The sequence below is a fragment of the Streptomyces sp. NPDC001709 genome, from assembly GCF_053596375.1.
On sequence record NZ_JBSFGB010000006.1, the window covers coordinates 327318 to 351374 of the forward strand.

Annotated in this window: 23 protein-coding genes, 1 tRNA gene and 2 pseudogenes; 12 read left to right on the forward strand and 14 right to left on the reverse strand. The window is 70.4% G+C overall.

The window, feature by feature from the left end:
- Position 1: 1 nt before the first annotated feature.
- From ACWC0C_RS12305 to ACWC0C_RS12325, 5 genes are all read right to left on the reverse strand, one after another.
- Entirely contained in the window at positions 2–1459 is a 1458-nt protein-coding gene (locus tag ACWC0C_RS12305) for a penicillin-binding transpeptidase domain-containing protein (RefSeq protein WP_450863652.1), read from the reverse strand.
- Between the two features lie 23 nt (positions 1460–1482).
- Positions 1483–2844 carry an FtsW/RodA/SpoVE family cell cycle protein gene (locus tag ACWC0C_RS12310; protein WP_449197262.1) on the reverse strand — a complete coding sequence of 454 codons (1362 nt, stop codon included), beginning with the start codon at positions 2842–2844 and terminating at the stop codon, positions 1483–1485.
- A gap of 74 nt (positions 2845–2918) precedes the next feature.
- Positions 2919–4169, reverse strand: a complete 1251-nt coding sequence (locus ACWC0C_RS12315) for an ATP-binding protein (RefSeq protein ID WP_449197261.1) — start codon at positions 4167–4169, stop codon at positions 2919–2921.
- On the reverse strand, positions 4166–4981 hold the full coding sequence (locus ACWC0C_RS12320) for a hypothetical protein (RefSeq protein WP_450863580.1): 816 nt from the start codon (positions 4979–4981) through the stop codon (positions 4166–4168). Before ACWC0C_RS12320 ends, ACWC0C_RS12315 begins: the two co-directional genes overlap by 4 nt.
- Positions 4982–5093: 112 nt before the next feature.
- A complete protein-coding gene (locus ACWC0C_RS12325; RefSeq protein WP_449197259.1) occupies positions 5094–5603 on the reverse strand; it encodes a protein-tyrosine phosphatase family protein in 510 nt (169 codons plus the stop codon).
- A 98-nt stretch (positions 5604–5701) separates the two neighbouring features.
- On the opposite strand from ACWC0C_RS12325, the gene ACWC0C_RS12330 reads away from it, so the two are divergent.
- Complete coding sequence (locus ACWC0C_RS12330; protein WP_449197258.1) at positions 5702–6505, forward strand: NERD domain-containing protein; 804 nt, start codon at positions 5702–5704, stop codon at positions 6503–6505.
- Between the two features lie 53 nt (positions 6506–6558).
- On the opposite strand, the gene ligD is transcribed toward ACWC0C_RS12330, so the two are convergent.
- Positions 6559–7446: a non-homologous end-joining DNA ligase gene (ligD, locus tag ACWC0C_RS12335; protein WP_449197257.1), complete on the reverse strand. Its 888-nt coding sequence runs from the start codon at positions 7444–7446 to the stop codon at positions 6559–6561.
- Positions 7447–7509: 63 nt separating this feature from the next.
- Between ligD and ku the strand changes: the two genes are divergently transcribed.
- Positions 7510–8571, forward strand: a complete 1062-nt coding sequence (gene ku, locus ACWC0C_RS12340; RefSeq protein ID WP_450863583.1) for a non-homologous end joining protein Ku — start codon at positions 7510–7512, stop codon at positions 8569–8571.
- Positions 8572–8695: 124 nt separating this feature from the next.
- On the opposite strand, the gene ACWC0C_RS12345 is transcribed toward ku, so the two are convergent.
- Positions 8696–9484 (reverse strand): amidohydrolase family protein, encoded by a 789-nt coding sequence (locus ACWC0C_RS12345; protein ID WP_450863585.1) that lies wholly within the window; start codon positions 9482–9484, stop codon positions 8696–8698.
- Between the two features lie 99 nt (positions 9485–9583).
- On the opposite strand from ACWC0C_RS12345, the gene ACWC0C_RS12350 reads away from it, so the two are divergent.
- Positions 9584–9946 carry a MerR family transcriptional regulator gene (locus ACWC0C_RS12350; RefSeq protein WP_450863586.1) on the forward strand — a complete coding sequence of 121 codons (363 nt, stop codon included), beginning with the start codon at positions 9584–9586 and terminating at the stop codon, positions 9944–9946.
- A 155-nt stretch (positions 9947–10101) separates the two neighbouring features.
- Positions 10102–10779 (forward strand): HNH endonuclease family protein, encoded by a 678-nt coding sequence (locus tag ACWC0C_RS12355; RefSeq protein WP_449197253.1) that lies wholly within the window; start codon positions 10102–10104, stop codon positions 10777–10779.
- 230 nt (positions 10780–11009) lie between these two features.
- Here the strand turns inward: ACWC0C_RS12355 and ACWC0C_RS12360 are convergent, their stop codons facing one another.
- Both ACWC0C_RS12360 and ACWC0C_RS12365 read right to left on the reverse strand, forming a co-directional pair.
- Entirely contained in the window at positions 11010–11249 is a 240-nt protein-coding gene (locus ACWC0C_RS12360; protein ID WP_449197339.1) for a hypothetical protein, read from the reverse strand.
- 193 nt (positions 11250–11442) lie between these two features.
- Positions 11443–11707: pseudogene (locus ACWC0C_RS12365) on the reverse strand (transposase); the annotation flags it as partial.
- A gap of 76 nt (positions 11708–11783) precedes the next feature.
- Between ACWC0C_RS12365 and ACWC0C_RS12370 the strand changes: the two are divergent.
- The 3 genes from ACWC0C_RS12370 to ACWC0C_RS12380 all read left to right on the forward strand — a co-directional run bounded on the left by ACWC0C_RS12370 (position 11784) and on the right by ACWC0C_RS12380 (position 14024).
- Entirely contained in the window at positions 11784–12653 is an 870-nt protein-coding gene (locus ACWC0C_RS12370; RefSeq protein WP_450863589.1) for a trypsin-like serine peptidase, read from the forward strand.
- 162 nt (positions 12654–12815) lie between these two features.
- The gene (locus ACWC0C_RS12375; protein ID WP_450863591.1) at positions 12816–13340 is read left to right on the forward strand and encodes a hypothetical protein; all 525 of its coding nucleotides are present in this window, start codon (positions 12816–12818) and stop codon (positions 13338–13340) included.
- Between the two features lie 303 nt (positions 13341–13643).
- Positions 13644–14024 carry a DUF6083 domain-containing protein gene (locus ACWC0C_RS12380; protein ID WP_450863593.1) on the forward strand — a complete coding sequence of 127 codons (381 nt, stop codon included), beginning with the start codon at positions 13644–13646 and terminating at the stop codon, positions 14022–14024.
- Between the two features lie 126 nt (positions 14025–14150).
- Here the strand turns inward: ACWC0C_RS12380 and ACWC0C_RS12385 are convergent, their stop codons facing one another.
- The 5 genes and pseudogenes from ACWC0C_RS12385 to ACWC0C_RS12405 form a co-directional block, all read right to left on the reverse strand.
- Positions 14151–14951 carry an FkbM family methyltransferase gene (locus tag ACWC0C_RS12385; RefSeq protein ID WP_450863594.1) on the reverse strand — a complete coding sequence of 267 codons (801 nt, stop codon included), beginning with the start codon at positions 14949–14951 and terminating at the stop codon, positions 14151–14153.
- A 169-nt stretch (positions 14952–15120) separates the two neighbouring features.
- Positions 15121–15228 (reverse strand): annotated as a pseudogene (locus ACWC0C_RS12390) (Imm32 family immunity protein); the annotation flags it as partial.
- Between the two features lie 206 nt (positions 15229–15434).
- Complete coding sequence (locus ACWC0C_RS12395; protein WP_450863596.1) at positions 15435–15959, reverse strand: hypothetical protein; 525 nt, start codon at positions 15957–15959, stop codon at positions 15435–15437.
- A gap of 949 nt (positions 15960–16908) precedes the next feature.
- Complete coding sequence (locus ACWC0C_RS12400; RefSeq protein WP_450863597.1) at positions 16909–17376, reverse strand: hypothetical protein; 468 nt, start codon at positions 17374–17376, stop codon at positions 16909–16911.
- Between the two features lie 230 nt (positions 17377–17606).
- Positions 17607–17678: transfer RNA gene (locus tag ACWC0C_RS12405), tRNA-Arg, on the reverse strand.
- 233 nt (positions 17679–17911) lie between these two features.
- Between ACWC0C_RS12405 and ACWC0C_RS12410 the strand changes: the two genes are divergently transcribed.
- The 5 genes from ACWC0C_RS12410 to thrC all read left to right on the forward strand — a co-directional run bounded on the left by ACWC0C_RS12410 (position 17912) and on the right by thrC (position 23862).
- The gene (locus tag ACWC0C_RS12410; protein ID WP_450863598.1) at positions 17912–18466 is read left to right on the forward strand and encodes a response regulator; all 555 of its coding nucleotides are present in this window, start codon (positions 17912–17914) and stop codon (positions 18464–18466) included.
- 197 nt (positions 18467–18663) lie between these two features.
- Positions 18664–19914: an ArgS-related anticodon-binding protein NrtL gene (gene nrtL, locus ACWC0C_RS12415; RefSeq protein ID WP_450863600.1), complete on the forward strand. Its 1251-nt coding sequence runs from the start codon at positions 18664–18666 to the stop codon at positions 19912–19914.
- A gap of 52 nt (positions 19915–19966) precedes the next feature.
- Entirely contained in the window at positions 19967–21358 is a 1392-nt protein-coding gene (gene lysA, locus ACWC0C_RS12420; protein WP_450863601.1) for a diaminopimelate decarboxylase, read from the forward strand.
- A gap of 149 nt (positions 21359–21507) precedes the next feature.
- Positions 21508–22797, forward strand: coding sequence for a homoserine dehydrogenase (locus ACWC0C_RS12425; RefSeq protein ID WP_449197335.1), 1290 nt, complete (start codon positions 21508–21510; stop codon positions 22795–22797).
- 6 nt (positions 22798–22803) lie between these two features.
- A complete protein-coding gene (thrC, locus tag ACWC0C_RS12430) occupies positions 22804–23862 on the forward strand; it encodes a threonine synthase (RefSeq protein ID WP_449197241.1) in 1059 nt (352 codons plus the stop codon).
- Positions 23863–24057 lie beyond the last annotated feature (195 nt).

Here is a 24057-nt window from a genome sequence, read left to right on the forward strand (position 1 = left end):
CTCACAGGCCGAGAACGGCCCGCATCACATCCCGCGCGATCGGCGCCGCGTCCCCGCCGCCGCTGATCTCGCCCCGGTTCGCCGCGGCGTCCTCCACCACCACCGCGACCGCCACCTGCGGCTCCAGGGAGTTCTCGGCCTGCGCCCAGGAGACGAACCAGGCGTACGGCGCACCGGAGTTGCCGACGCCGTGCTGCGCGGTGCCGGTCTTGCCGCCGACGAGGGCGCCGCGGATGGCGGCCCGGGTGCCGGTGCCCTCCCGGACCACGTCGGTCATCAGCTCCTTCAGCCGTTCGGCCGTCGAGGGGTTCATCACCTGCCGCACCGGATGCGCCCCGCTCCCGCCGACCGGCTCACCGCCGTGCCGGGTCGTCCGCTCCACCAGGTACGGCGAGCGCAGCTGCCCGCGGTCCGCGACGGCCGCCGCCACCATCGCCATCTGCAAGGGCGTGGCCCGGGTGTTGTACTGCCCGATCGAGGACAGTGCCAGCTGCGCCCGGTCCACCCGCGGGTCGAACGTGCTGGGCGCGACGGAGAACGGGATGCGCAGCCGGGTGTCGTTGAACCCGAACGCCCGTGCCGTGGCCGACATGTCCTTCGCCCCGACGTCCACGCCCAGCTTGGCGAACACCGTGTTGCAGGACCACTCGAAGGCCGCCCGCAGCGAGGCGTCCCCGCAGCCGTCGCCCTCGTTGGTCAGCCGGGTCCTGGTGCCGGGCAGCCGGTAGGGGTCGGGGGAGTGGGTGGGCGCGTCCAGGTCGGTGACCACGCCCGCGTCCAGCGCCGCCGCCGCGGTGACCACCTTGAACGTCGACCCCGGCGGGTAGGTCTGCCGTACCGCCCGGTTGAGCATCGGCTTCTCCGGGTCGTGGTTGAGCCGCGCCCACGCCGAGGTCACCGCCTCGCCGTTGCCGGAGAGCTCCCCGGGGTCGTACGACGGGCTCGACACCAGCGCCAGGATGCGGCCCGTGGCCGGATCGATCGCGGCCACCGCGCCCTTGCGCCCGGCGAGCCCCCGGTACGCCGCCTCCTGCGTCCGCCGCTCGATCGTGGTGACGACGTTCCCGGCCGGACTGAGCCTGCGCGTCACGCCGTTCCACAGCGGCAGCGGCGACAGCACCGGATCCGTGCCGGAGAGCACCCCGTCCCCGGCGTGCTCCAGGAACGTGGTGCCGTATGCCTGCGAGGCGAAGCCGGTGACCGGCGCGTACAACGGGCCGTTGCGGTAGGTCCGTTCGTAGCGCAGCTGCTCGCCGGTGTCCACGGAACCGGTGACCGGTTCGTCGCCGACCAGGATGTCGCCGCGCGGCTGGCCGTAACGGGCGATCGTGGCACGGCGGTTGGCCGGGTTGTCGTCGTAGACCCGGGACTGCACCACCTGCACCCGGGCCGCGTTGGCCAGCAGCGCCGCCAGCAGCAGCGCGCAGAACGCGCAGGCGTGCCGGATGTACCGGGCCATCGGCCGCCCGCCGCCGTAGTCGCTCACGGTGCCTCCTGCCCGTCGTACTGGTGGCGCGCCGAGTCGCTGACCCGGATCAGCAGCGCCACGATCGCCCAGTTGGTGACCACCGAGGAGCCGCCCTGGGCGAGGAACGGCATCGCCATGCCGGTCAGCGGGATCAGTCCGGTGACCCCGCCCGCGATCACGAACACCTGCAGCGCCAGGATCGAGGCGAGGCCCACCGCGAGCAGCCGGCCGAACGGCTCGCGCAGGGCGAGGCCCGCCCGGTAGCCGCGCTCCACCAGCAGCGCGTACAGCAGGAAGATCGCCGCGAGCCCGGCGAGCCCCAGCTCCTCGCCCGCCGTGGCCAGGATGAAGTCCGACTTGGCGGCGAAGCCGATGAGGATGGAGTGCCCGAGCCCGAGGCCGGTGCCGAGGACCCCGCCGGCGGCGAAGGCGAACAGCGACTGGGAGAGCTGGTTCGGCCCCTGCCCGGCCTCGATGGTGGCGAAGGGGTGCAGCCAGTCCTCGATGCGCTGGTTCACATGCGGTTCGAGACGCCCGACGGCGACGGCCCCCAGCACGGCGAGCAGCAGGCCCATCGCGATCCAGCCGGTCCGCCCGGTGGCGACGTACAGCAGCACCACGAACAGCCCGAAGAACAGCAGCGAGGTGCCCAGGTCCCGCTCCAGGACCAGCACTCCGACGCTCAGCAGCCAGATCGTCACGATCGGCCCGAGCACCCGCCCGGTCGGGAACTGCAGCCACCACAGCCGTCGGCCCGTGTACGCGAGCGCGTTGCGGTTGGCGGCCAGATAGGCGGCGAAGAACACCGCGAGCAGCACCTTCGCGAACTCGCCCGGCTGGATGGAGAATCCGGCGAGCCGGATCCAGATCCGGGCGCCGTTGACCGCCGGGAACAGGATCGGCAGCGCGAGCAGCCCGAGCGCGGCGGCCACGCACACATACGCGTACCGCTGGAGCACCCGGTGGTCGCGCAGCACCAGGACGACACCGATGAACAGCCCGATCCCGAGCGTGGACCACACGAGCTGGGCCGGGGCCGCCTGGTCGTTCGGGGTCTCCAGGTCCAGCCGGTAGATCAGCACCAGCCCGAGCCCGTTGAGCAGCACCCCGATCGGCAGGAGCAGCGGGTCGGCGTACGGCGCCCGGATGCCCACCGCGAGATGCGCGAACAGGGCGAGCGCGGCGAGCCCGGCGCCGTAACCGACGGCGCCGGGCGGGACGGTGCCGGTCCGCGCCAGCCCCACCGCGCAGTAGCCGTACACGGACAGCAGCACGGCCAGCGCGATCAGGGCGAGTTCGATGCCACGGCGCCGGGGAAGGCGTACGGCGGGTGTGCGGGCCTGCGCCGCCGCCACGGTGGTTCCGGCCTTGGTCATGCCCGGAACCTACCCAAATAGGGCGTCTTGTGTGCGCCGCAGCGCCCCGAAGAGGCGACCTCTACCGGCGACCTCTACCGGCCCTGCATCGCGGGCAGGATCAGCGTGGCGACGGCCCCGCCGTCGATCGCGTTGCCGAAGAAGAGCTTGGCGCCCAGCACCTCCGCCTGCCCCAGCGCGATGGTCAGCCCCAGCCCGTGCCCGGTGGCCCCGCCCTCCGTACGGAACCGCTGCGGCCCATGAGCCACCAGATACTCCGGATACCCGCCCCCGTGGTCCCGTACGGTCACCATGGCCCCGTTGACCGTCACGACCACCGGCGGTGCCCCGTGCTTGTGCGCGTTGGCCACGAGATTCCCCAGCACCCGCTCCAGCCGCCGCCGGTCGGTCTCCACGCGCGCGTCCGTCAGGACGCGCACCTCCGTGTCGGTGCCCGAGGCCCGTACCACCCGCCGGGCCAGCGCCCCCAGCTCCTCGGTGTCCACCTCCAGCTTCTCCCGCCCGGTGTCCAGCCGGGAGATCTCCAGCAGGTCCTCGGTGAGCGTGCGCAGCGCGGCCACCCGGTCCCGCACCAGCTCCGTCGGCCGGCCCGGCGGCAGCAGCTCCGCCGCCGCGTGCAGCCCGGTCAGCGGAGTGCGCAGCTCATGCGCGACATCCGCGGTGAACCGCTGCTCGCTCTGCAGCTTGCTCTGCAGGCTCGACGCCATGGAGTCCAGGGCCGCCGCCACCGCGGCCACCTCGTCCTGCGGCCGGGACGGGTCCTTCGTACGGGGGTCGTCGACGCGCGCGTCCAGGTCGCCCGCGCTGATCCGCCGGGCCACCCGCGCGGTGCCGTGCAGCCGCCGGGTCACCCGGGTCACCGCGAACACGCCGACCAGCACCGTCGCCCCGATCGCGAGCCCCGACGACCACAGGATCGACCGGTCGAGCCCGGCGATGGTGCGGGACTGCTGCGAGTAGTCGACCGCCACGGCGAGCGCCCGGTGTCCGACCACCGGCCCCGCCGCCCACATGGTGGGCCGCCCCTGGTGCGTGGAGACCATCGTGCCGCGCTCACCGGCCGCCGCCAGCACCCGCAGCGGCGCCGGCAGCCCCTGGGGGTCGACCCCGGCGTTCGGCAGCAGCGTGTCCCCGGCCTCGTACGCCTGGGTGGCGTCCGCGAGGCGGGAAAGGGCCAGGTCGCGGGCCTGGCCGACGGTCTGGTCGGTCACCGAGACATGCACCAGGACGCCGAGCAGCGCGGCCAGCGCACAGCACATCACCGTGATGAACGCGGCCGCCTTCACGGCGAGCGGGCCCGCCCAGCGGGGGAGTGCGAGCCTCATCGCGCGCTCGCGGAGGAGGCGGCGGAGGCGGCGGACACGGAGGCGCCGGTGGAGACGGAAGCGGAGACGGAGGCGGCGGCGGATACGGAGGCGGAGGGGGAGGCGGATGGCGAGGGTGAGGGCTTCTTGGGGTGCCGGCCCTCACCGGTGTGCAGGTACTCGTCGCGGGAGAACACCATCGCGCGCTGTCCCGGGTCCCACACCCAGGTCGTCCGGTACTCGTAGCCGGAGATGTCGGCCGGTGAGCGCTCGATCAGCGTCCGGCCGGCCAGCTCCACGCCGATGATCGCGTCGTTGTCGGACAGCACCTGCACCAGCCTGTGCTTCTCGACGGTGTAGACCCGCACACCCGTCTGGTTGGTCGGGTAGAGCCGGAAGCCGAGCGTCATGTCGTCCCGGCCGTCGCCGGTGAGGTCCCGGTAGTACGGCTTGAGCAGCGGGCAGCGGGCCTGGTCGCCGCCGGGCCGGCACTCCTTCAGCCGGTCCACGGTCGCGTGGTAGGCACCCTTGGACCCGTAGTCGTCCGGATGCGCCTTGATCTCGGCCTCCACCACGTCCACCGGGTCCACTTTGCGGATGTCGTCGCCGGGAACCGTGACGCCCTTGACGATCTCGCGGGTCGCCACGGCGTAGGGGTAGGCGGGGCTGGACGCCGGGCGCAGGTCGGGCCAGAGCTTGGCGGGGCTGACGGCGGTCGGGGTCGCGCCCGCGCCCCGCAGCCCTCCGGCGTCCCCGCACGCCACCGCCGTCGCCGCGAGCAGGGCGACGGCGGCTGCGGTGAGGGCGGTGCGCGCGGGACGGCGGGCTGGCACGGTGCTCCTGAGGTGTCGGGGTCGGTCGGGGCCCCGTAACACCTTATGTGTAGACGAGGGAATTCGTATGTAAGTCCTTTTTGCACCCGTCAGGGTGATGCTGGGAGAGAGGCTACTCGGCCAGCTCCTCCAGCAGTCGCACGGTCGACAGGCCCGCGCGCAGGTACTCCACGAACAGCTCGTTGTGCAGCGCCCACGCCGAGCGCCGGGCCCGGATCAGCTGGACCACCTCGTCCGGCGACGCCTGCCCCCGCTGGGCCAGCGCATGCCCGACGACCAGGCCCGAACGGTTGTACCCGTGGTAGCAGCGCACGAGCACCCGGCGCCCGGCGTCCAGCGCCTCGTTCGCCGCGCGGGCCAGCCGGATCACCCCGGCGAGCTGCGTCCCGTCCAGCGGACCGTCCGGAATCGGCCACACATGGTGCTCGACCCCCGGATCGGGGCCGTACCCCGGCAGCCGCAGCAGCGTCTGCACCAGATCGAACTCATCGCGTACGACGGCGAGCTCCGGCCGCCCCGAGCGGCCCCGGAACTCATGCCCGCCCATCCACAGGCCGGGCACGATCTCGTTCCACGGGCTCTCCGGAGCCGGTACGTCGGGCTGCTTTCCGCGGATCCGCAACGGCGCCTCCCCAACTCCCCCTCGTGGGCCGCCCCCAAGGTAACCGGTCTTGCCCCGGGAGCGCCCCGCCTGTTCCCATGGTCGAGGGGTGATGGCGCATGAGCGCACTGCGCGTGGTGCCGGCCTATCGGCACGGCCGGGAACGGCTGTACGTCTGCCGCCCGGACGGAAGCAATGTCGCCTGGTACGACCGTGAGACCAGCCGGGTCAACCTGCTCGGCGAGGACGCCAGGGACGACGTACTCCAAGCCCTGCGGCCGTTCCTCACCGGCCCGGTGACCGTCGGCCCGCCACCGGTCCCGACCCCCGCGGAACTCGCCCGGCTGACCCTGCATCCGGACGACGACCTCGCGCCCAACCGCCCCGGCGAGGCCCTGCTCGTCGCCCTCGACCGCGACCCCGGCCCCGCCCACCGGCTGCGCCCCGACCCGCGCCGGCGCGCCCTGGCGGCCGAGGAGACCGTCGGCACGGCCCTGGACGGCCTGGAGGGCGCGGGCTGGCACAGCCTGCACTCCATCGCCCTGCCCGGGGGCGACCGCATCCACCATCTCCTGCTCGGCCCCGGCGGCCTGTTCGCCGTACACGCCCTGTACGCCCGCAAGACCCGGGTCCTGATCGCCGACCCGATGGTCACCGTGGGCCGCCGCGAGGCCGAGCCGCTGCTGCGCCGCCTGCGCGCCGTCGCCGACCGGGCCTCCTACGCCCTGACCGCCGAGGTGCGCCCGGTGCTGGCCCTGGCGGGCCCGGCCGAGGTGACGGTGGCCGCCCGGCCGAGGACGGTACGGATCCTCCAGGACACCGAGCTGACGGGCCTGGCCCGGCTCGGCGGGGTGCTGAAGCCCGCGGACGTGGAGGCGCTGCACGCGATGGCGCGGGACCGGAACACGTGGGGGAGGGTGTAGATCGGGGAGGGCGTGGATCAGGGGATTGATCTGGGGCTTGACCAGGGGATTGATCAGGGAAGGGAGGCTGCTGTCTCCGGGTCCAGCAGGGGCGCGCTGAGGTCCCCGAGGTCCTGCAGCCGCGGCGCGATGTCACCCGCCTGGAACTCCAGCTGCGCGGGGTTGCGGCAGTCGGCGACCTCCTCCCAGGTCACGGGCGCGGAGACGAGCGGGGTGCGGCGGGCGCGCAGGGTGTAGGGCGTGGCCGTGGTCTTGCGGGCGGCGTTCTGGCTCCAGTCGACGAACACCTTCCCCGGCCTGAGGCTCTTCGTCATCCGGTGCACCACCAGCCGCGGCATGGCCCGCTCGGCCTCCACCGCGAGCGCCTTCGCATACTCACTCGTCCGCTCGGAGGACGAGCCGCGGACCGGGGCCAGCAGATGCAGCCCCTTCGACCCGGCCGTCTTCGGGTACGCCTCGATGCCGTCCGCCGCGAGCCGCTCGCGCAGCCACAGGGCCACCTCGCAGCAGTGCACGATGGTCGCGGGCGCGCCGGGGTCGAGATCGAAGACCAGCCGGTCGGCCTCGTCCGGCGTCCGCACCAGCCACTGGTGGGTGTGGAACTCGGTGACGAGATTCGCCGCCCACACCAGGCTCGCCAGATCCTGTACGACGACCATCCGGGCCGGACTCTCCGCCGACGACCTGGGCACCTCGGCGGTCGTGACCCACTCGGGCGTACCCGGCGGAACGTTCTTGGTGAAGAACACCTGCCCCTCCGGGCCGTCCGGGTAGCGCAGGAAGGACACGGCCCGGTCGCGCAGATGCGGCAGCAGCACATCGGCGCTGGTGGCGTAGTAGTGCACCAGCTCCGCCTTGGTGAAGCCGGTCTCCGGATACAGCACCTTCTCCAGGTTGCTGAGGGCGACCCGCCGCCCCTCCACCTCTGTGATAGGCGTCATACGATGACAATCCCAGACAAACAGCTGAAAGCGCTGGAATCGGGCTAGGGAAGGGTGCGGCACGTGCGATCCATATGGAACGGCGCGATTTCCTTCGGGCTCGTCAGCATCCCGATCAAACTGGTGAACGCCACGGAGAGCCATGCGATCTCCTTCCGCCAGATCCACACCGAGGACGGCGGCCGCATCCGCTACCGCAAGTTCTGCGAGCTGGAGGACCGCGAGGTCAGCGGCACGGAGATCGGCAAGGGGTACGAGGACGCGGACGGCACGATCATCCCGATCAGCGACGACGAGCTCTCCCACCTGCCGATTCCGACCGCCCGCACGATCGAGATCGTGGCCTTCGTGCCGGCCGACCGGATCGACCCGCTGCAGATGGGAGCGGCGTACTACCTGGCCGCGTCCGGTGCCCCGGCCGCGAAGCCGTACACGTTGTTGCGCGAGGCCCTCAAGCGCAGCAACAAGGTCGCCATCGCCAAGTACGCGCTGCGCGGGCGGGAGCGGCTCGGCATGCTGCGGGTGGTCGGCGACGCCATCGCCATGCACGGCCTGCTGTGGCCGGACGAGGTCCGCGCCCCGGAGGGCATGGCCCCTGACGTCTCCGTCACCATCCGCGACAAGGAACTCGACCTCGCGGACGCCCTGATGGACACCCTCGGCGAGGTCGAGCTGGAGGACCTGCACGACGAGTACCAGGAGGCGCTGGAGGAGGTCATCGCCGCGAAGGCCGCCGGCGAGGCCCCACCGGAGGCGCCGGCGCCGGCAGCCGGGGGCAAGGTGCTGGACCTGATGGCGGCCCTGGAGAACAGCGTGCGGGCGGCCCGGGAGTCCCGCGAGGCGCCCTCCGGCGCCGAGGCCGAGGTCAGACCACTGCCGCGGAGGGCTGCGCCCAAGGCCGCCGGGGGCAAGAAGTCGACCTCCACGGCGAAGAAGGCGGCCGCCACGAAGAAAGCCGAACCGGCCCGGAAGTCGACGTCCAGGACGGCTCAGGGGGCGGGAGCGGGGGCGGGGACGGGAGCGAAGAAGGCGGCGGCTTCGAAGAGTACGGCGAAGAGTACGGCCAAGAGCGCGGTGAAAAAGACGGCAGCAAAGAAGACGGCGTCGCGGAGGCGGACGGCTTGAGCGGGGTCTTGAGGGGGGTTTCGGGGCGCGCGGTGGTCTGGCGGCCGCGGGTACGCGGGGGCTGGTGGCACAGTTCCCCGGGCCCCCAGGGGCCGCAGCCACCACCCCCCCGTAGACGCCTGTGTCAGGTGAGCCCGAGAAGCCGGGCTGCTGTTCCTCCCAGCACCTGGTCGCGTAGCTCACCCGGGCTGGTGACGCGCTCGACGGTCGCGCGGGCGAGCGCCGGGTCGCCGTACGGGGCGTCCGAGCCGAACAGGGTGCGGTCCGGTACCTCCTGGATGGCCAGCCGAACGGCGAAGATCACGTTGGCTGTGGACAGCTCCAGGAACATGCTGGGCGTGTCCCGGACCAGCTCGATCGCGTCCATCCAGTGCAGGCCCCCGAGCTGGCTGATGACCAGAGGTACGGACGGATACGCGGTCGCGAGTCGGGCCAGGGTCCGCAGGTCTTCCGCCGTGGTGGGCGCGGCTCCGTGGATGACCACGGGCAGCCCGCTGTGGTCCGCCGCCGCCCGCATCACGGGCTCCACGAGGTCCGCCCGGCCGGGCGGCGGCGTCAGCTCCCCGATTCCCCGCAGGCCGCGACCGACCACGTCCCGGTCGACCAGTTCGGCGATCCGATGCGGAGCCAGGTCGAGTGGCACGCTCCTGAAGCCGATGAAACGGTCCGGGTGGGCGGCGAGCGCCATGTCCAGTTCCCGCCATGCGGTCCGGTACCCCTCGATTCCGGTGGCCCGGCCGCCCACCGCCTCGTGCAGTACGGCCATCTCGCGGCGCAGCGACTCAAGGCCGGTGGCACGTTCCGGGTGCGGCCGGGTGCCGAAGAGCACCGCCCGGTCCACCCCGGCGTCGTCCAACAGCATGATGTGGTCCTCGACCGGATCGTGGACATGGCTGTGCGCGTCGATGATCATGCGTCTCTCCCCGAGCGAAAGTGGCCGGCCAGGAATGCGGCCGACCGGGCCAGAGTTGCTCCCTGACACCGTTGGAAGGTCAAGCCGAAGGAGGAGAGCGTGCTGATCGGTGAGCTGTCACGCCGTACCGGAGTCAGTGAACGCCTCTTGCGTTACTACGAGCGCGTCGAGCTCATCCGGTCGGAGCGGCGTGCCAACGGCTATCGCGAATACGCCGACGAGACGGTGGAGACCGTCCGGCGGATACGCGGATTGCTCGCCGCCGGCCTTCCCACACGGGTCATCCGCCAGGTCCTCCCGTGCGCCGTCGACGGCGCCACTCTGCGTCCCTGCCCTGGCGTCCTGGACCGCCTGCGGGCCCAGTTGAGCGCCTTGGACCGCCGCGCGGCCGACCTGGCCGCGGCCCGCGACCTGCTGCGCGAAACGATCGCCGCGACAGAGGGTGCAGCACCCCCGCACTAGTCACTCGTGCTGCGGTCGTCTCCTCCTTGCCGGACACTGCCTTCCCCCATCAGGTGATCATGGGCACACCTGTCCGGTGAACTGACGCATCCATATGGCTCATCCATTCGAGTCGAACCCCTCGAACGAGGTACTTGCGGTCAACTCTGTTTGACGTGATCAAGAACCTCAAGTGGGCCGCCTGCGCGGTCGCACTTCTCGTCGTGCCCGTCGCGGCACCCACACCGGCCCAAGCACAGGACCGCTCCGCGGCGGTGTCCACCATCCCTGTCGCGGCGGCGGTCCACGCACTCCCGGTCGCTGCGGAGGTGCGGGCCGGCTATCAGCGCACGAGCTTCAAGCACTGGAACGCGGGCAAGAACCCGAACGACGGCTGCAACACCCGAGCCGAGGTGCTTCTCTCCGAGGCGGTCGACCCTCCCCAGGTCCTCCCGGGCTGCAAGCTGTCCGGAGGGCGTTGGTGGTCGTACTACGACTCCAAATGGATCACCTCAGCCGCCGCCCTGGACGTCGACCACATGGTGCCGCTGGCCGAAGCCTGGGACTCCGGGGCGTCGCAATGGACCGCGGCGCGGCGCGAGGCCTACGCCAACGACCTCGACGCCCCGACCTCCCTCGTCGCCGTCTCGGCAGCCGCGAACCGCAGCAAGGCCGACCAGGACCCGGCAGAGTGGCTGCCGCCGACCCCCGAAGTCACGTGCCGGTACATCTCGGAATGGGTCGGAACCAAACTCCGCTGGGGACTCACCGCCGACGCCGTCGAACTCGAAGCGCTCAACCAACTCGCGGAGGCGTGCCCCGGTACGACCGTGACGTACCAGACCGCTCCATAAAGCTGCGGCCGGCCCCTCCCCCTCAATAGGCGGAGCCGCTGGACACCCCTGAAATGCCAGGAGCCCCGGAGGCATCCGGGGCGAGTGGGCGCAGGTCTTCGGTTGTGGTCGGCAGGGCGGTCAGGGAGAGGGATCCCGTCCCTGTTCCTGACCGCCCTGGGGGCGGGTGAGTGGACTTCTTCCATGTGCGGTTGTGTGGTTGGTCGGCAGGAACTTCCGTCGGCTGTCCGTCAGTTGCAGAAGTTGAGGATGGGGAGGAGGCCGTTGCCGCACTGGTTTTCTTCGCCGCCGCCACCGCCGCCGTGGCCGGCTGGGGCGGCCTTTGTCGCGACGTGCGTGGCGGGCGTCGCGGCTACGGCGGTTGTGGCAGTTGCCAGCCCCGCCGCACAGGCGATGCCCACGGCGACACTCACCGCGAATACTCGCGGAATCCGGGAAACGGTCTTCTCGGGGTGAGGTGTAGTGTTCATGCACTCACCATGCACACCCCCGCAACCAGTTGCTCGCCGAGCGCATCCGAGAGGGTGAGCCACTTTCAGCGCGGCCACTGACGGGGTGTCGGCGTTGGTTTCCGCCACGGGCAACTCCTGTGCCGTTGAGTGAGGGATTCGGAGTCTCAACTCACTGGCGCAGCAGCCTTGTTGGTGTTCCCTGGCGTTCCCTGGTGTTGCCGTCGGAGCCACGCTGCCAGGGGCTGACGGGGTCGCGGAAGCAGACCGCGATGCCGACCGGGAATGGTGAACGCGCCGTGGTCGCCCATCTCGCTTCCCTGGCCCCGGGCCAGGGAGCGTCGGAGGTGGGAGAGCAGGGTCTGGACCGTGGTGACCAGCCCGTCCCGTACGCTTTCGACGCCGTGGTCGCCGGGCAGGTGCAGGTGCAGGAGCATGACGTAGCGGGTGGCACGCTCGACCAGGGTGCCGACGGCCGATCCGAACGGTGGATTGTGACGGGAGCCTCCCGGCGGAGCACCTGCCGAATTCCAGGCCCGCGTCGATAATGACCTTGTGCGCTCGCTAGCCAGGAATTCCATCCTGCCCCTGACACTGGTCATCGTCGGGGCAGCCGCAGTGGTGGGCGACGCGGCGGAGGAAACCCATACGGTCGCAAGCAGCGGGCGCAGCGGTTTCGGCAAGTCCGGCGCGCCGGGCCAGTTCCCGCAGGACCAGGACCAGGACTTCTCCGCGACGGCGCCGGCCGCGGACGGCCACGCGTACACCCCCCGCAGGACCGAGGAGAACGCCCGGATCGGCGCGGTCTTCGAGAAGGACGACCAGGGCGCCCACTTCTGCACGGCGAGCGTGGTGCAGAGTCCGGGCCGGAACATGCTGATCACCGCGGCCCACTGCGCCTTCGACGCCGACTCCGGACAGCCGGTGAACGACCTGGTCTTCGCCCCCGACTACCGCAACGGCGACGAACCCACCGGCCTGTGGAAGGTCAGCAAGGTGGTCGTCGACGACCGCTGGGCCAAGTCGCAGGACGAGGACCTCGACGTCGCCTTCCTCGTCCTCGACCAGAAGGACGGCAAGGACATCCAGGACGTCCTGGGCGGCAACACCCTCGGCATGGACCGCGGCTTCGACAACAAGGTCAAGATCACCGGCTATCCCACCAGCCGTGACACCCCGATCTCGTGCCAGAACCGCACCACGAAGTTCAGCGATACCCAGCTGCGCATCCAGTGCACCGACCTCGAGGACGGGACCAGCGGCAGCCCCTGGCTCGCCGACTACGACCCCAAGAGCCACACCGGCACGGTCATCGGCGTCCTGGGCGGCCACGAGGGCGGCGGCGACCAGGACGATGTCTCCTACGCCGCGTACTTCGACGACGACATCGCCAAGCTCTACCGGCGCGCCCAGGACGAGGACTGACTCCAGTTCACCCGCACCCCGCTCACGGCGAAGGGCCGTACCCCGGCGGGGCTCTTTCGCGTCGGCCCCCGTGCGCACGGATGGTCCAGTTCAGGAAGGTGCCGCAGCCGAAGGGCCCCTAACGTCGCTTATGCCCCACTCGCTCACCGTCAGGAGCCGGATGTGAACCTCATGCGCCGCTACATGGCCTGCACCACCGCAAGCACACTGCTCACCCTTGGCGCCTTCGCGCTCGCCACTCCCGCCCAGGCGCAGACACGCCCCGTCACCAGCGTCGCCGCCCCGGGCGTCCAGGCCGACAGCGGCAGCTCCGACGACAACGGCAACGACAACGGCAATGGCAATGGCAACGGCAGCTCCAACGGCAACGGCTGCGCCTGCGGTAGCGGCAAGGGCAACGGCGGTGGCGGCGGTGACGGGGGCGGCAACGGCAACGGCTGCGGTTGCGGCTGCGCCTGCGGCAACGGCTGCGCCTGCGGTAGCGGTAAGGGTAACGGCGGTGGCGGCGGTGATGGGGGCGGCAACGGCAATGGCTGCGGCAATGGCTGCGGTTGTGCCAGCAGCAGCAACAGCAGCAACAGCAGCGAGGGCAGCGGTACCGGTACCGGTGGCGGCAGTGGCAACGGCTGCGGTTGCGGCAGCAGTAAGGGCAACGGCTGCGGCAAGGGCAGCGGCGGCCATCAGTGAACTGGCCTCCTCGGCGACCTGCTGGGCCTGAGCTCGATTTCCTGGACGGCACCGACTGCTACTCCTGGCCAGGTCACCGTGCAACTGCTCACCGATCCCGTCCGCCGGCCCCTCGCCTGAATCGGAGAGCCCCGGTGGCTGTCGTGCCGGGGGCTTCGGCGTGTCTCGGCCGCGATTCCTCGGCTGGTGGTTGCTAGTTGCACCTGCAGCGTCGTATTCCATTTCATCGGCCCACGGTTGCCCCAGGTGTCCCGTCTGGTTCGCGCTCTACGCACAAGCCGCCGAGGTGCCGACCCTCGCCCTATGGGGGCTTTGAAGAAGACGCCGCGTCGGCTGGGCAGCGGACAGTCGCGCTGCCCGTACTGCGGCTTACCACAAGACCGGGTGGCGACGCTTGAGTATGACTGGGTGATGTTGGAACCGGACATGGCTCCACTGGCTCACACGGTGCCGGCGGAGCACCGGTGGATCGAGCTGTCCGATGGACGGGTGACCGTCTACGGGGTCTGTCCGCCGGATCAGTCCCAGCGGTGCCGTATCGAGCACCGCCTGGCCTGCCCGGCACAACCACTTCCGGATCTCTGGCCGTGGCTGACGGCTCTGCGAGGGGAGAACGCGCGGCAGGCGGAACGGGACGACCCGGAGCCGCCCCCGCCCCCCGAGCAATGGCCGGACGCCGGCTGACGGGCACTCGACGGGGTGCCCGGGCAGGATTCGAACCTGCGCAGACGGCTCGGGAGGGCCTTGCGCCTCGCGGATCGGCAAGTCCGTTGACAATCGAGTGCCGGTGCTGGCCGGTGCTGCGTGTGGTTAGGGCCTGACCGCGAACACCATGCCGATGTCGCCGGCCTGTTGCACCGAGTCCTGCTCGGTGCTGACCGTGAAGCCGTGCGTGAGGAGGACCTCGCAGACTGTGTCGCGGTTCTGCTGCCAGCGCTCCACCTCGACGACGGCCTGGCGGACCAGCGGCCAATGCCGTTCCTCGATGCCTCTGAGTACATCGAGTTCGGCGCCTTCCACATCGACCTTGAGCAGGTCGATGTCGTCGATGCCCTGCTCGTCGAGCGCTGATGACAGGGACCTGACCTTCACTCGGTGTGTCTCAAGCCGCCGCATCACCCGCAGCTTGCGGCTGACGAGAAGAGTGAGGATGGGAGTGGGTACGCGGCGTAGGACCGGTCCCAGGCCGCCCTGGCGGATCATTTCGACAACGCTGGCGGTGACCCGCCGCCGCTCCGCCTCGATGTTCCCCTGATCCCGCGAGGAGGACGAGAAGATCGTGGCGGCCGGAACGTAACTGAAGTCGAGTTCGTCGTCATGGGACGCCAGGCCGTAAGGGAGCGCGGTCAGACGTCCGTTGAAGAATTCGCGGGCATTGCGTTCGAGCGTCGCGTGGAGTGGCGGCACCGGCTCGAAGGCGTAGATCCGCACGTCCCCGTCGAGCCGCTCATAGACGGCCGCCGAGAACACACCGATGTTGGCGCCCACGTCGAGTACCGTCGCGCCTGGCGTGCACTCGATGCCGTGGGTGAAGTAGCCGCCCACCTCCTCGCGCAGGAAGGACGCCTCCCAACGATTGATACTGTGCAGTTCAATCGCGTTCATGGCCATGACAAAGTCATTTATCAGGGTTGGAGCCAACAATCCAGCTCGCGCGCTTCACTTCGGCCGAACTGCGGCGGAGGGGGGTAGACGTCGGGTGCACTGCGGCTGGGTTCCCCGCTGTTCCCCATGGCTCCCCGCACAATCTGGCACACGTCTGGCGCGCGTCTGGCGCGAGTCATTCGCCGTCGCGTCTCTCCAAGACCAGGCCTGCGGAGCCCTCTTCGAGTCCGTCGTGCTCCTCCAGGTGGAGGTGAGCGCCCTCCGGTGTGCCGTCCTGGGCGAGTGTGAGGAGATCTCGTACTCAGGGACCGTCAGGCACCGAAGGCGCAGGCTTTCCAACTGTGTTGGTGGGATGGTGAGCGTCGTACAGGGACGTTCACCTGCGTTCATGGGCAGCCGACCACAGAGGCGAGGAGACAGCTGCTGGCCTCGTCTGAACGGCCGTGAACGTAGCTGAATGAGACGGAAACCGAGACGGTCGCGCGGTCGCTAGGGGCGGGCCAGGTCGTGAGGCAGGTCGCAGACGTCATCACGCAGGTGCAGCCTGCGGAGGTCCTGGACCAGGCCGATGGGGAAGGGATGGAACAACCACTGGGCGCGATAGCCGGCCTCGCCATGCTCCGTGAGCACGTGCTGGGCGGCGTCCAGAACGGCGTGGACAAACACACGACGCGGATGCGCCGACTGCCAAACCACCGTGCCGTCGGTGTCCGGCAGGTCTGGGCTCAACGCGACATCGGGGAACGTGTAGACGGTCACGCCGACCGCTTCATCAGCCGCGCGAAGCACCCAGCGGAGTTCCTGCGGTTCGGCGTCGAAGAAGAACCGGTTTGTGCGTCGCTGCCGGTACAACTCACCCGTGGCCGACACGAGATCTGCCAACGCATCCGTGCAGTAGCTGACTACCAGCGAAGCCTTCTGCGAGTCATCGGCCAAGTGGCACTTCGCCCAACCACGCCCCACCAGCTCCCACTTCAGCTGAAAGGCGCCCGCCGACGCCTGATCTAGCGGCACAGTGCCCAGGATACCGGCAGCGATCGGTCCTGAGCTTGGGAAGCTTGGGTTCCCGGTGGGTGGGGGGCTGCTTGGCTGAACTGCGGCGGAGCGGGCGCGGGGCCTGACTGACCGGCGGCCTGGTCCCCGCCGTTCCCCGTGGTTCCCCGCACGATCTGGCGCGTGTCTGGCACGGGATCGGCCGTCCGATCTGTACGTCCGCCTTGAGCCACGGACTACTCGTAGGTGGTCGCAGCTCGTAGAGCTTGTGCGAAGAAGCTCCAGGTACGGACGGACGTTGAGGTCTGGAGTGCGTCCAATGGTGGTCGGCTTCCGGCAAGATCGCACAGCACTGGCAAGGTCGAAGTCGGGTTACCCGCGACCTTCCCGGGAAAGATCTCGAGTGCATCTCGGTGAGTTGGAGGGGGCTGCTCATGAGCGGTACGTCACGGTCGCGTCACGACAGGACGGAGCCGGGGCCGCCGCCCGAGCGCGGCTCCGATCGCTTCAGCGACGATCCCCCTGATCCCCTTGCCTCGCTGCTGGCCAAGGTCAACAAGGGGGAACACATTTCGACTCCTGGAGACAGCGCGGGCGGAGAAGACCGTGACCCCCATGAGGAGGAATGGCGGGAACATGATCGCCGCGGCCCCTATGCGCAGGGGCGTCGCCGGAGGAACTAACGCACAGGGCGGAGTCCCCGCCTGCGGCAGCGCAGGCGGGGACTTGGCGTGCGGGCTGCTCACGCGGGCTGGAGCGGGGCGGCTTGCAAATCGACGAGCAGACCGCGCGCCGGGCGACAGCTTGGCCCCGTACGGGCACATGTGGCCCGACCGTCTCAACGCGGGGGCGCTTTCGAGTCAAGCGTCAGTTAACCCGTGTCGTTCGCCGGACTGCTGCGCGGGCTGCTCGACCAGCGCGGAATCGAAGCGGCGGCCCGCGCTGGCGTCCAGCTTGGATCAAAGCCAAGCTACTGCACGTCCGAGGTAGCGAGCTTGATGAACTGCTCCACGAGCTCTCGTGCCTGCTGGCCGAGAGCACTCACCTCTGCCCTGTCGGCTGCCTTGTGCAACTTGGACGTCAGGGCGTAGGCGTTCTGCGCGGCGTCGATCAGCGGCCGCGCGCTGGCTATGAGCTGGACCCGGAACAGTGCGTGGAGGGCAATCCCACGGAGCCGGTAAGCCTCCTTGCGAGCTTCGATGAACGCGGAGCCGTCTGGATCTTCGTTCCAGCGATACCAGCGATCTTGTTCCGCGCGTCGGAACTCTGTCAGCGCTCCGGCGAAGTCGCTGTAGACGGTCATCCGGTCTGAGCGGAGTTGCTGTTGAGTCGCGAACAGCTGGTCTCGTGCGGACGCTTTGCGCTGAAACGCGTGGGTGACAGCAGAGCCCAACAACGTGCCCGCAATGGCGATTACGGCCGAGATAACACCATCCACGGCAGTAGAACATCACGAGATCGTTTGCGTGCCCAGGTCCATAATGAGCCTTGCTTGGGACCCCGCGAAAAGGGCGTCTGGCCTGCGAAGAGGCCCCTCAAGATCATCACGTCGCCATTCCGTGATCACTGGCAAACGGCTGCTTTCGGCGACATCTGCCTGCGCATACGACAAGACCCCGCACCCAGCGAACTCGCTGATGGCGGGGTCTTTAGGCACTTCCTGCGAAGTGCCCCCGGCAGGATTCGAACCTGCGCACACGGCTCCGGAGGCCGTTGCTCTATCCCCTGAGCTACGGGGGCGTGTCGGCTGCGGAGCTCTTCGCTCGCGGCGACGGGTAGAACACTAGCAGGTCCGGCGGGGTGATCAGGAACCCGTTTCCCTGGGCTGGGGCAGGGGCGGGTCCCTGGGCGGGGAGAACGGGACCACGGTGTGGGCGGAGTCGGTTCGCTACGTAGGCGGGGCGGGTCCCCTGTACGGGGTGGAAGTGGGGAAAACCCGGACGCGGTGGCCGGTCCGGACCTACTCTCGAGTTGTGCCAGGCGCTTCGGGTCGGGTGCTTGTTGTCGACGACAACAAGGTCATCCGGCAGCTGATCAGGGTCAATCTCGAGCTGGAAGGGCTCGAGGTCGTGACCGCGGCCGACGGTGCCGAGTGTCTGGACGTGGTGCACCAGGTGCGGCCCGACGTCGTCACGCTCGACGTCGTCATGCCCCGGCTGGACGGTCTGCGGACCGCCGCCCGGCTTCGCGCCGATCCCCGCACCCATCATCTGCCCCTCGCCATCATCAGCGCCTGCACGCAGTACGAGGTCGACAGCGGCCTCGACGTCGGCGTGGACGCCTTCCTCGCCAAGCCCTTCGAACCCTCCGAACTCGTACGGCTCGTCAAGCAACTGATCGACCGCGGGAACGGCGAAGACGGGGGAGACGGGCATGGGGGAGAGGGAGGACACCGAGGCGGGGGTGGGAGCGGCGACGATGACGGGGATGGGGATGAGGATGCGGATGGGGGTGGCGAGGGGGGCGACGGGCCGGTTTCGGGCGGGGTCTCCGATGGCGTACCAGGTGGGATCTCGTCCGGTGGTTAGCGCGGCCTCATCCAGCGGGGTAGTCAGGGGTCTCAACCGGTCCTGCGGTTCGTGAGGGCTCGTTCGGCGGTTACGGGCGTCTCGTCCGGTGGTTGGGTGATCAGGGATCGGTTGGGGCCCTCGGCCCGTCAGGGCAGGTCGTCCCACACTGAGAACCACTTCGACTACCCACCCCCTCCCTCCCCTACGCTTGTCCCGTGACCCCCGTCGAGCTGTCCCGCACCGTGCTGCGCGCGGTGCGTCGTGCTGTCGAGGACGGGGAGCTGAGTGTGACCGTGCCCGAGCGGGCTGTGGTGACCGAGCCGGGGCCCGGGGGATGTGGGGACTACGCCACCAACGTCGCCCTGCAGCTCGCCCGGCCGGCCGGGCAGTCGCCGCGCCGGGTCGCCGAGATTCTGCGGCCCCGGCTCCTCGAAGCCGACGGCATCCGGGACGTCGTCGTCACCGGGCCCGGGTTTCTCAACATCAGCCTCGACGCGGGCGTCGACCTCGTCACCGGGCTCGTCCGGGAGATCCGGGCCCGTGGTGCCGCCTACGGGCACGGTGACGCCCTCGCCGGGCAGGTCGTCGCGCTGCGGGTGCCGTACGAGGTCCGGGCCGAGGTGATCGCCGACGCCGTCGTACGGATCGTCGCCACGCAGGGTGCGCGGGGCACGGTTGAGCATGCCGAGCCCGTGAATCTGCGGCCCGTGCCCGCGGCCGAGGACCCCGCCCCGCTCGGCCGCGACGCCGCCCAGTGGGCCCTGCTCCACCCCGCCCCGCACGACCGGCCCCGGATCACCGCCGATCACCTGGTCCAGCGGGAGAGCAACCCGCTGTTCCGGGTGCGGTACGCCCATGCACGGGTCCGCGCCCTCAGCCGTAACGCCGCCCGGCTGGGCTTCGCCGCCGAGCCCGGCCCCCTCGACCCCGGCCCCCTCGACCTCGGCACCAGCGCTGGCGATGGAGCCGCCGCCCGGCTGAGCTTCGCCGCCGAGCCCGAGCCCGAGCCCGAGCCCGAGCCCCAGCCGAAGCCCGAGCCCGAGGCCAGGCCCCTCGCCCTCGCCCCAGACCCCGGCACCAGCGCCTGCAACGAAGCCACCGGCGCCCCCGTCCCCGGCACCACCGTCGGCAACGCAGCCGCCGCCCGCCTGCCCGAGCCCGCCCCGCTCCCCCCCGGCAACGGAGCCACCACCCACCCCATCCCCCTCCGCGACCTCCTCACCCCCCTGGCCGACCACCCCCGCATCCTCGCCGCGGCCGCCACCCACCGTGCCCCGGACCGGCTTGCCCGGCATCTCGTCACCGTCGCCGATGCCGTGTTGCCCTTCCTGCCCTCCGTGCTTCCCTGCGGGGAGGAGAAACCCTCGGCCGCCCACCGCGCCCGGCTCGCCCTTGCCGAAGCCGCCGGGACGGTGCTGGCCGGTGGTCTGTCCCTGCTCGGCATCGACGCACCCGAACATCTCTGAGGCCCCTCGCGAGAGCGCCCGGAGAGCGACAGAGAGTCTGAGAGTCTTCGTCATGAGCCGTTCCGCCCATCCCGCCGGACCCCGTCACGCCGACGTCCTGCCCGAGGGGCACTACGCCGCGCCGCCCACCGACCTCAACGCCCTGGACCAGAAGGTCTGGGCGCAGACCGTCGTACGCGACGCCGACGGTGTCGTCACCGTCGGCGGGGTCGATGTCAGCCGGCTCGCCGAGGAGTTCGGCACCCCCGCCTACATCCTCGACGAGGCCGACTTCCGGGCACGCGCGCGTGCGTGGCGCACCGCCTTCGGGGCCGATGCCGATGTCTTCTACGCCGGCAAGGCGTTCCTCTCCCGTGCCGTCGTGCGGTGGCTGCACGAGGAGGGGCTCAACCTCGATGTGTGCTCGGGCGGGGAGCTGGCCACCGCCCTCTCCGCCGGGATGCCCGCCGAGCGCATCGCCTTCCACGGCAACAACAAGTCCGAGGACGAGATCCGTCGTGCCATCGAGGCCGGTGTGGGGCGGATCGTGCTCGATTCCTTCCAGGAGATCGTGCGCGTCGCCCACATCGCGCAGTCCCTCGGCAAGCGGCAGAAGGTCCAGATTCGGATCACCGTCGGGGTGGAGGCGCACACGCATGAGTTCATCGCGACCGCCCACGAGGATCAGAAGTTCGGGATTCCGCTCGCCGGCGGACAGGCGGCGGAAGCCGTGCGGCGGGCCCTTCAGCTCGACGGGCTCGAGCTCATCGGGATCCACTCCCACATCGGGTCGCAGATCTTCGACATGTCCGGCTTCGAGGTCGCCGCACACCGTGTCGTCGGGCTGCTGAAGGACATTCGCGACGAGCACGGCGTGGAGCTGCCCGAGATCGACCTGGGGGGCGGGCTCGGGATCGCGTACACCAGTGACGACGATCCGCGTGAGCCGCACGAGATCGCCAAGGCGCTCACCGAGATCGTCAGCCGGGAGTGCGACGCCGCCAGGCTGCGCACCCCGCGCATCTCCGTCGAGCCCGGGCGCGCCATCGTCGGCCCGACCGCCTTCACGCTCTACGAGGTCGGCACCGTCAAGCCGCTGGAGGGCCTGCGCACCTACGTCTCCGTCGACGGCGGCATGTCCGACAACATCCGGACCGCGCTGTACGACGCCGAGTACAGCGTCGCTCTCGTCTCGCGCACCAGCGACGCCCAGCCGATGCTCGCGCGCGTCGTCGGCAAGCACTGCGAGAGCGGGGACATCGTGGTCAAGGACGCGTTCCTGCCCGCCGACCTGGCGCCGGGCGACCTGATCGCCGTACCGGCCACCGGCGCGTACTGCCGGTCCATGGCCAGCAACTACAACCATGTACTGCGGCCGCCCGTCGTGGCCGTGAAGGACGGCGAGGCCCGGGTGATCGTCCGGCGCGAGACCGAGGAGGACCTGCTGCGTCTCGACGTCGGCTAGAAGCATGGCCGAGGAGGGCCGGAAGATCTCCGTCTTCCGGTCTCGTACAAGTGAAATACGAGTCTCAGGATCCGGACGAAGGGTAGAAAGTCTCGTCCGGTGAGTGAGACTGGTCCAACCGTGACGGTGAGAGGAAACGAGGTCGGATGATGCGTACGCGTCCGCTGAAGGTGGCGCTGCTGGGCTGTGGGGTTGTCGGCTCAGAGGTGGCGCGCATCATGACGACGCACGCCGACGACCTCGCCCAGCGCATCGGTGCCCCGGTGGAGCTGGCGGGGGTCGCGGTCCGGCGCCCTTCGAAGGTCCGTGAGGGCATCGACCCGAGCCTCGTCACCACCGACGCCACCGCCCTCGTCAAACGCGGGGACATCGACGTGGTGGTCGAGGTCATCGGCGGGATCGAGCCCGCGCGGACCCTCATCACCACCGCCTTCGAGCACGGGGCCTCCGTCGTCTCCGCGAACAAGGCGCTGCTCGCCCAGGACGGCGCCGCGCTGCACGCCGCCGCCGAGGAGCACGGCCGGGACCTGTACTACGAGGCCGCCGTCGCCGGTGCCATCCCGCTGATCCGCCCGCTGCGCGAGTCCCTCGCCGGCGACAAGGTCAACCGGGTGCTCGGCATCGTCAACGGCACCACCAACTTCATCCTCGACAAGATGGACTCCACGGGGGCCGGCTACCAGGAGGCCCTCGACGAGGCCACCGCGCTCGGGTACGCCGAGGCCGACCCGACCGCCGACGTCGAAGGGTTCGACGCCGCCGCCAAGGCCGCCATCCTCGCCGGGATCGCCTTCCACACGCGCGTGCGCCTCGACGACGTCTACCGCGAGGGCATGGCCGAGGTCACCGCCGCCGACTTCCGTTCGGCCAAGGAGATGGGCTGCACCATCAAGCTGCTCGCGATCTGCGAGCGGGCTCAGGACGGGGCGTCCGTCACCGCGCGCGTGCACCCCGCCATGATTCCGCTGAGCCACCCGCTCGCCTCCGTGCGCGGCGCGTACAACGCCGTCTTCGTGGAGTCCGACGCGGCCGGCCAGCTCATGTTCTACGGCCCCGGCGCCGGCGGTTCCCCGACCGCCTCCGCCGTGCTCGGCGACCTGGTCGCCGTCTGCCGCAACCGGCGGGGCGGCGCAACGGGGCCCGGTGAGTCGGCGTACGCCGCCCTGCCGGTCTCGCCCATGGGCGACGTCGTCACGCGCTACCACATCAGCCTCGACGTCGCGGACAAACCGGGCGTGCTCGCCCAGGTCGCGACCGTGTTCGCCGAGCACGGGGTGTCGATCGATACGGTGCGCCAGCAGGGCAAGGACGGCGAGGCCTCCCTCGTCGTCGTCACCCACCGTGCGTCCGACGCCTCCCTGTCCGGGACGGTCGAGGCGCTGCGCAAGCTCGACACCGTGCGGGGTGTCGCCAGCATCATGCGGGTTGAAGGAGAGTAACCAGCAATGACCCACCAGTGGCGCGGAATCATCGAGGAGTACCGGGACCGGCTGCCGGTATCGGACACCACGCCGGTCGTAACGCTCCGCGAGGGCGGTACGCCTCTCGTGCCCGCGCAGGTGCTCTCCGAGCGCACGGGCTGCGAGGTCCACCTGAAGGTGGAGGGGGCCAACCCCACCGGGTCCTTCAAGGACCGCGGCATGACCATGGCCATCTCCAAGGCGAAGGAGGAGGGGGCCAAGGCCGTCATCTGTGCCTCCACCGGCAACACCTCCGCCTCGGCGGCCGCGTACGCGGTGCGCGCGGGCATGGTTTCGGCCGTCCTCGTGCCGCAGGGCAAGATCGCGCTCGGCAAGATGGGCCAGGCCCTCGTGCACGGCGCGAAGATCCTCCAGGTCGACGGCAACTTCGACGACTGCCTCACGCTCGCGCGGAACCTGAGCGAGAACTACCCGGTGGCGCTGGTCAATTCGGTCAATCCAGTGCGTATCGAGGGCCAGAAGACGGCCTCCTTCGAGATCGTGGACATGCTCGGGGACGCGCCCGACATCCACGTTCTGCCGGTGGGCAACGCGGGCAACATCACCGCCTACTGGAAGGGCTACAAGGAGTACGCCGCCGACGGCATCTCCTCGAAGACCCCGCGCATGTGGGGCTTCCAGGCCTCCGGCAGCGCGCCGATCGTGCGCGGCGAGGTGGTCAAGGACCCCTCGACCATCGCCACCGCGATCCGCATCGGCAACCCCGCCTCCTGGCAGTACGCCCTGGCCGCGCGGGACGAATCGGGCGGCGCCATCGATGAGGTGACGGACCGTGAAATCCTGCGCGCCTACCGCCTGTTGGCCGCGCAGGAGGGCGTCTTCGTGGAGCCCGCCTCCGCCGCCTCCGTGGCCGGTCTGCTGAAGGCCGCCGAGCAGGGCAAGGTCGACCCGGGCCAGACGATCGTGTGCACGGTCACCGGCAACGGTCTGAAGGACCCCGACTGGGCCGTCGCCGGCGCCCCGCAGCCGGTCACCGTCCCCGTCGACGCGGCCGCCGCGGCCGAGCGCCTCGGCCTCGCCTGAGCGCCGACGAGCATCGGTACCCGGGTTTTTCCCTGACAGGGGGCACAGGGGGCTTACGACACGCATCGTGCGCCTCCTGTGCGCCCTATGTCGCCACAGAACCTTCCTTCGATACGCTGTACTCAACCCGCCCGTCGCATATGCCCGCGCATATGGGCGACGTCGTGCCGTCTGCGCGGCCATGAGGGTCTTCAC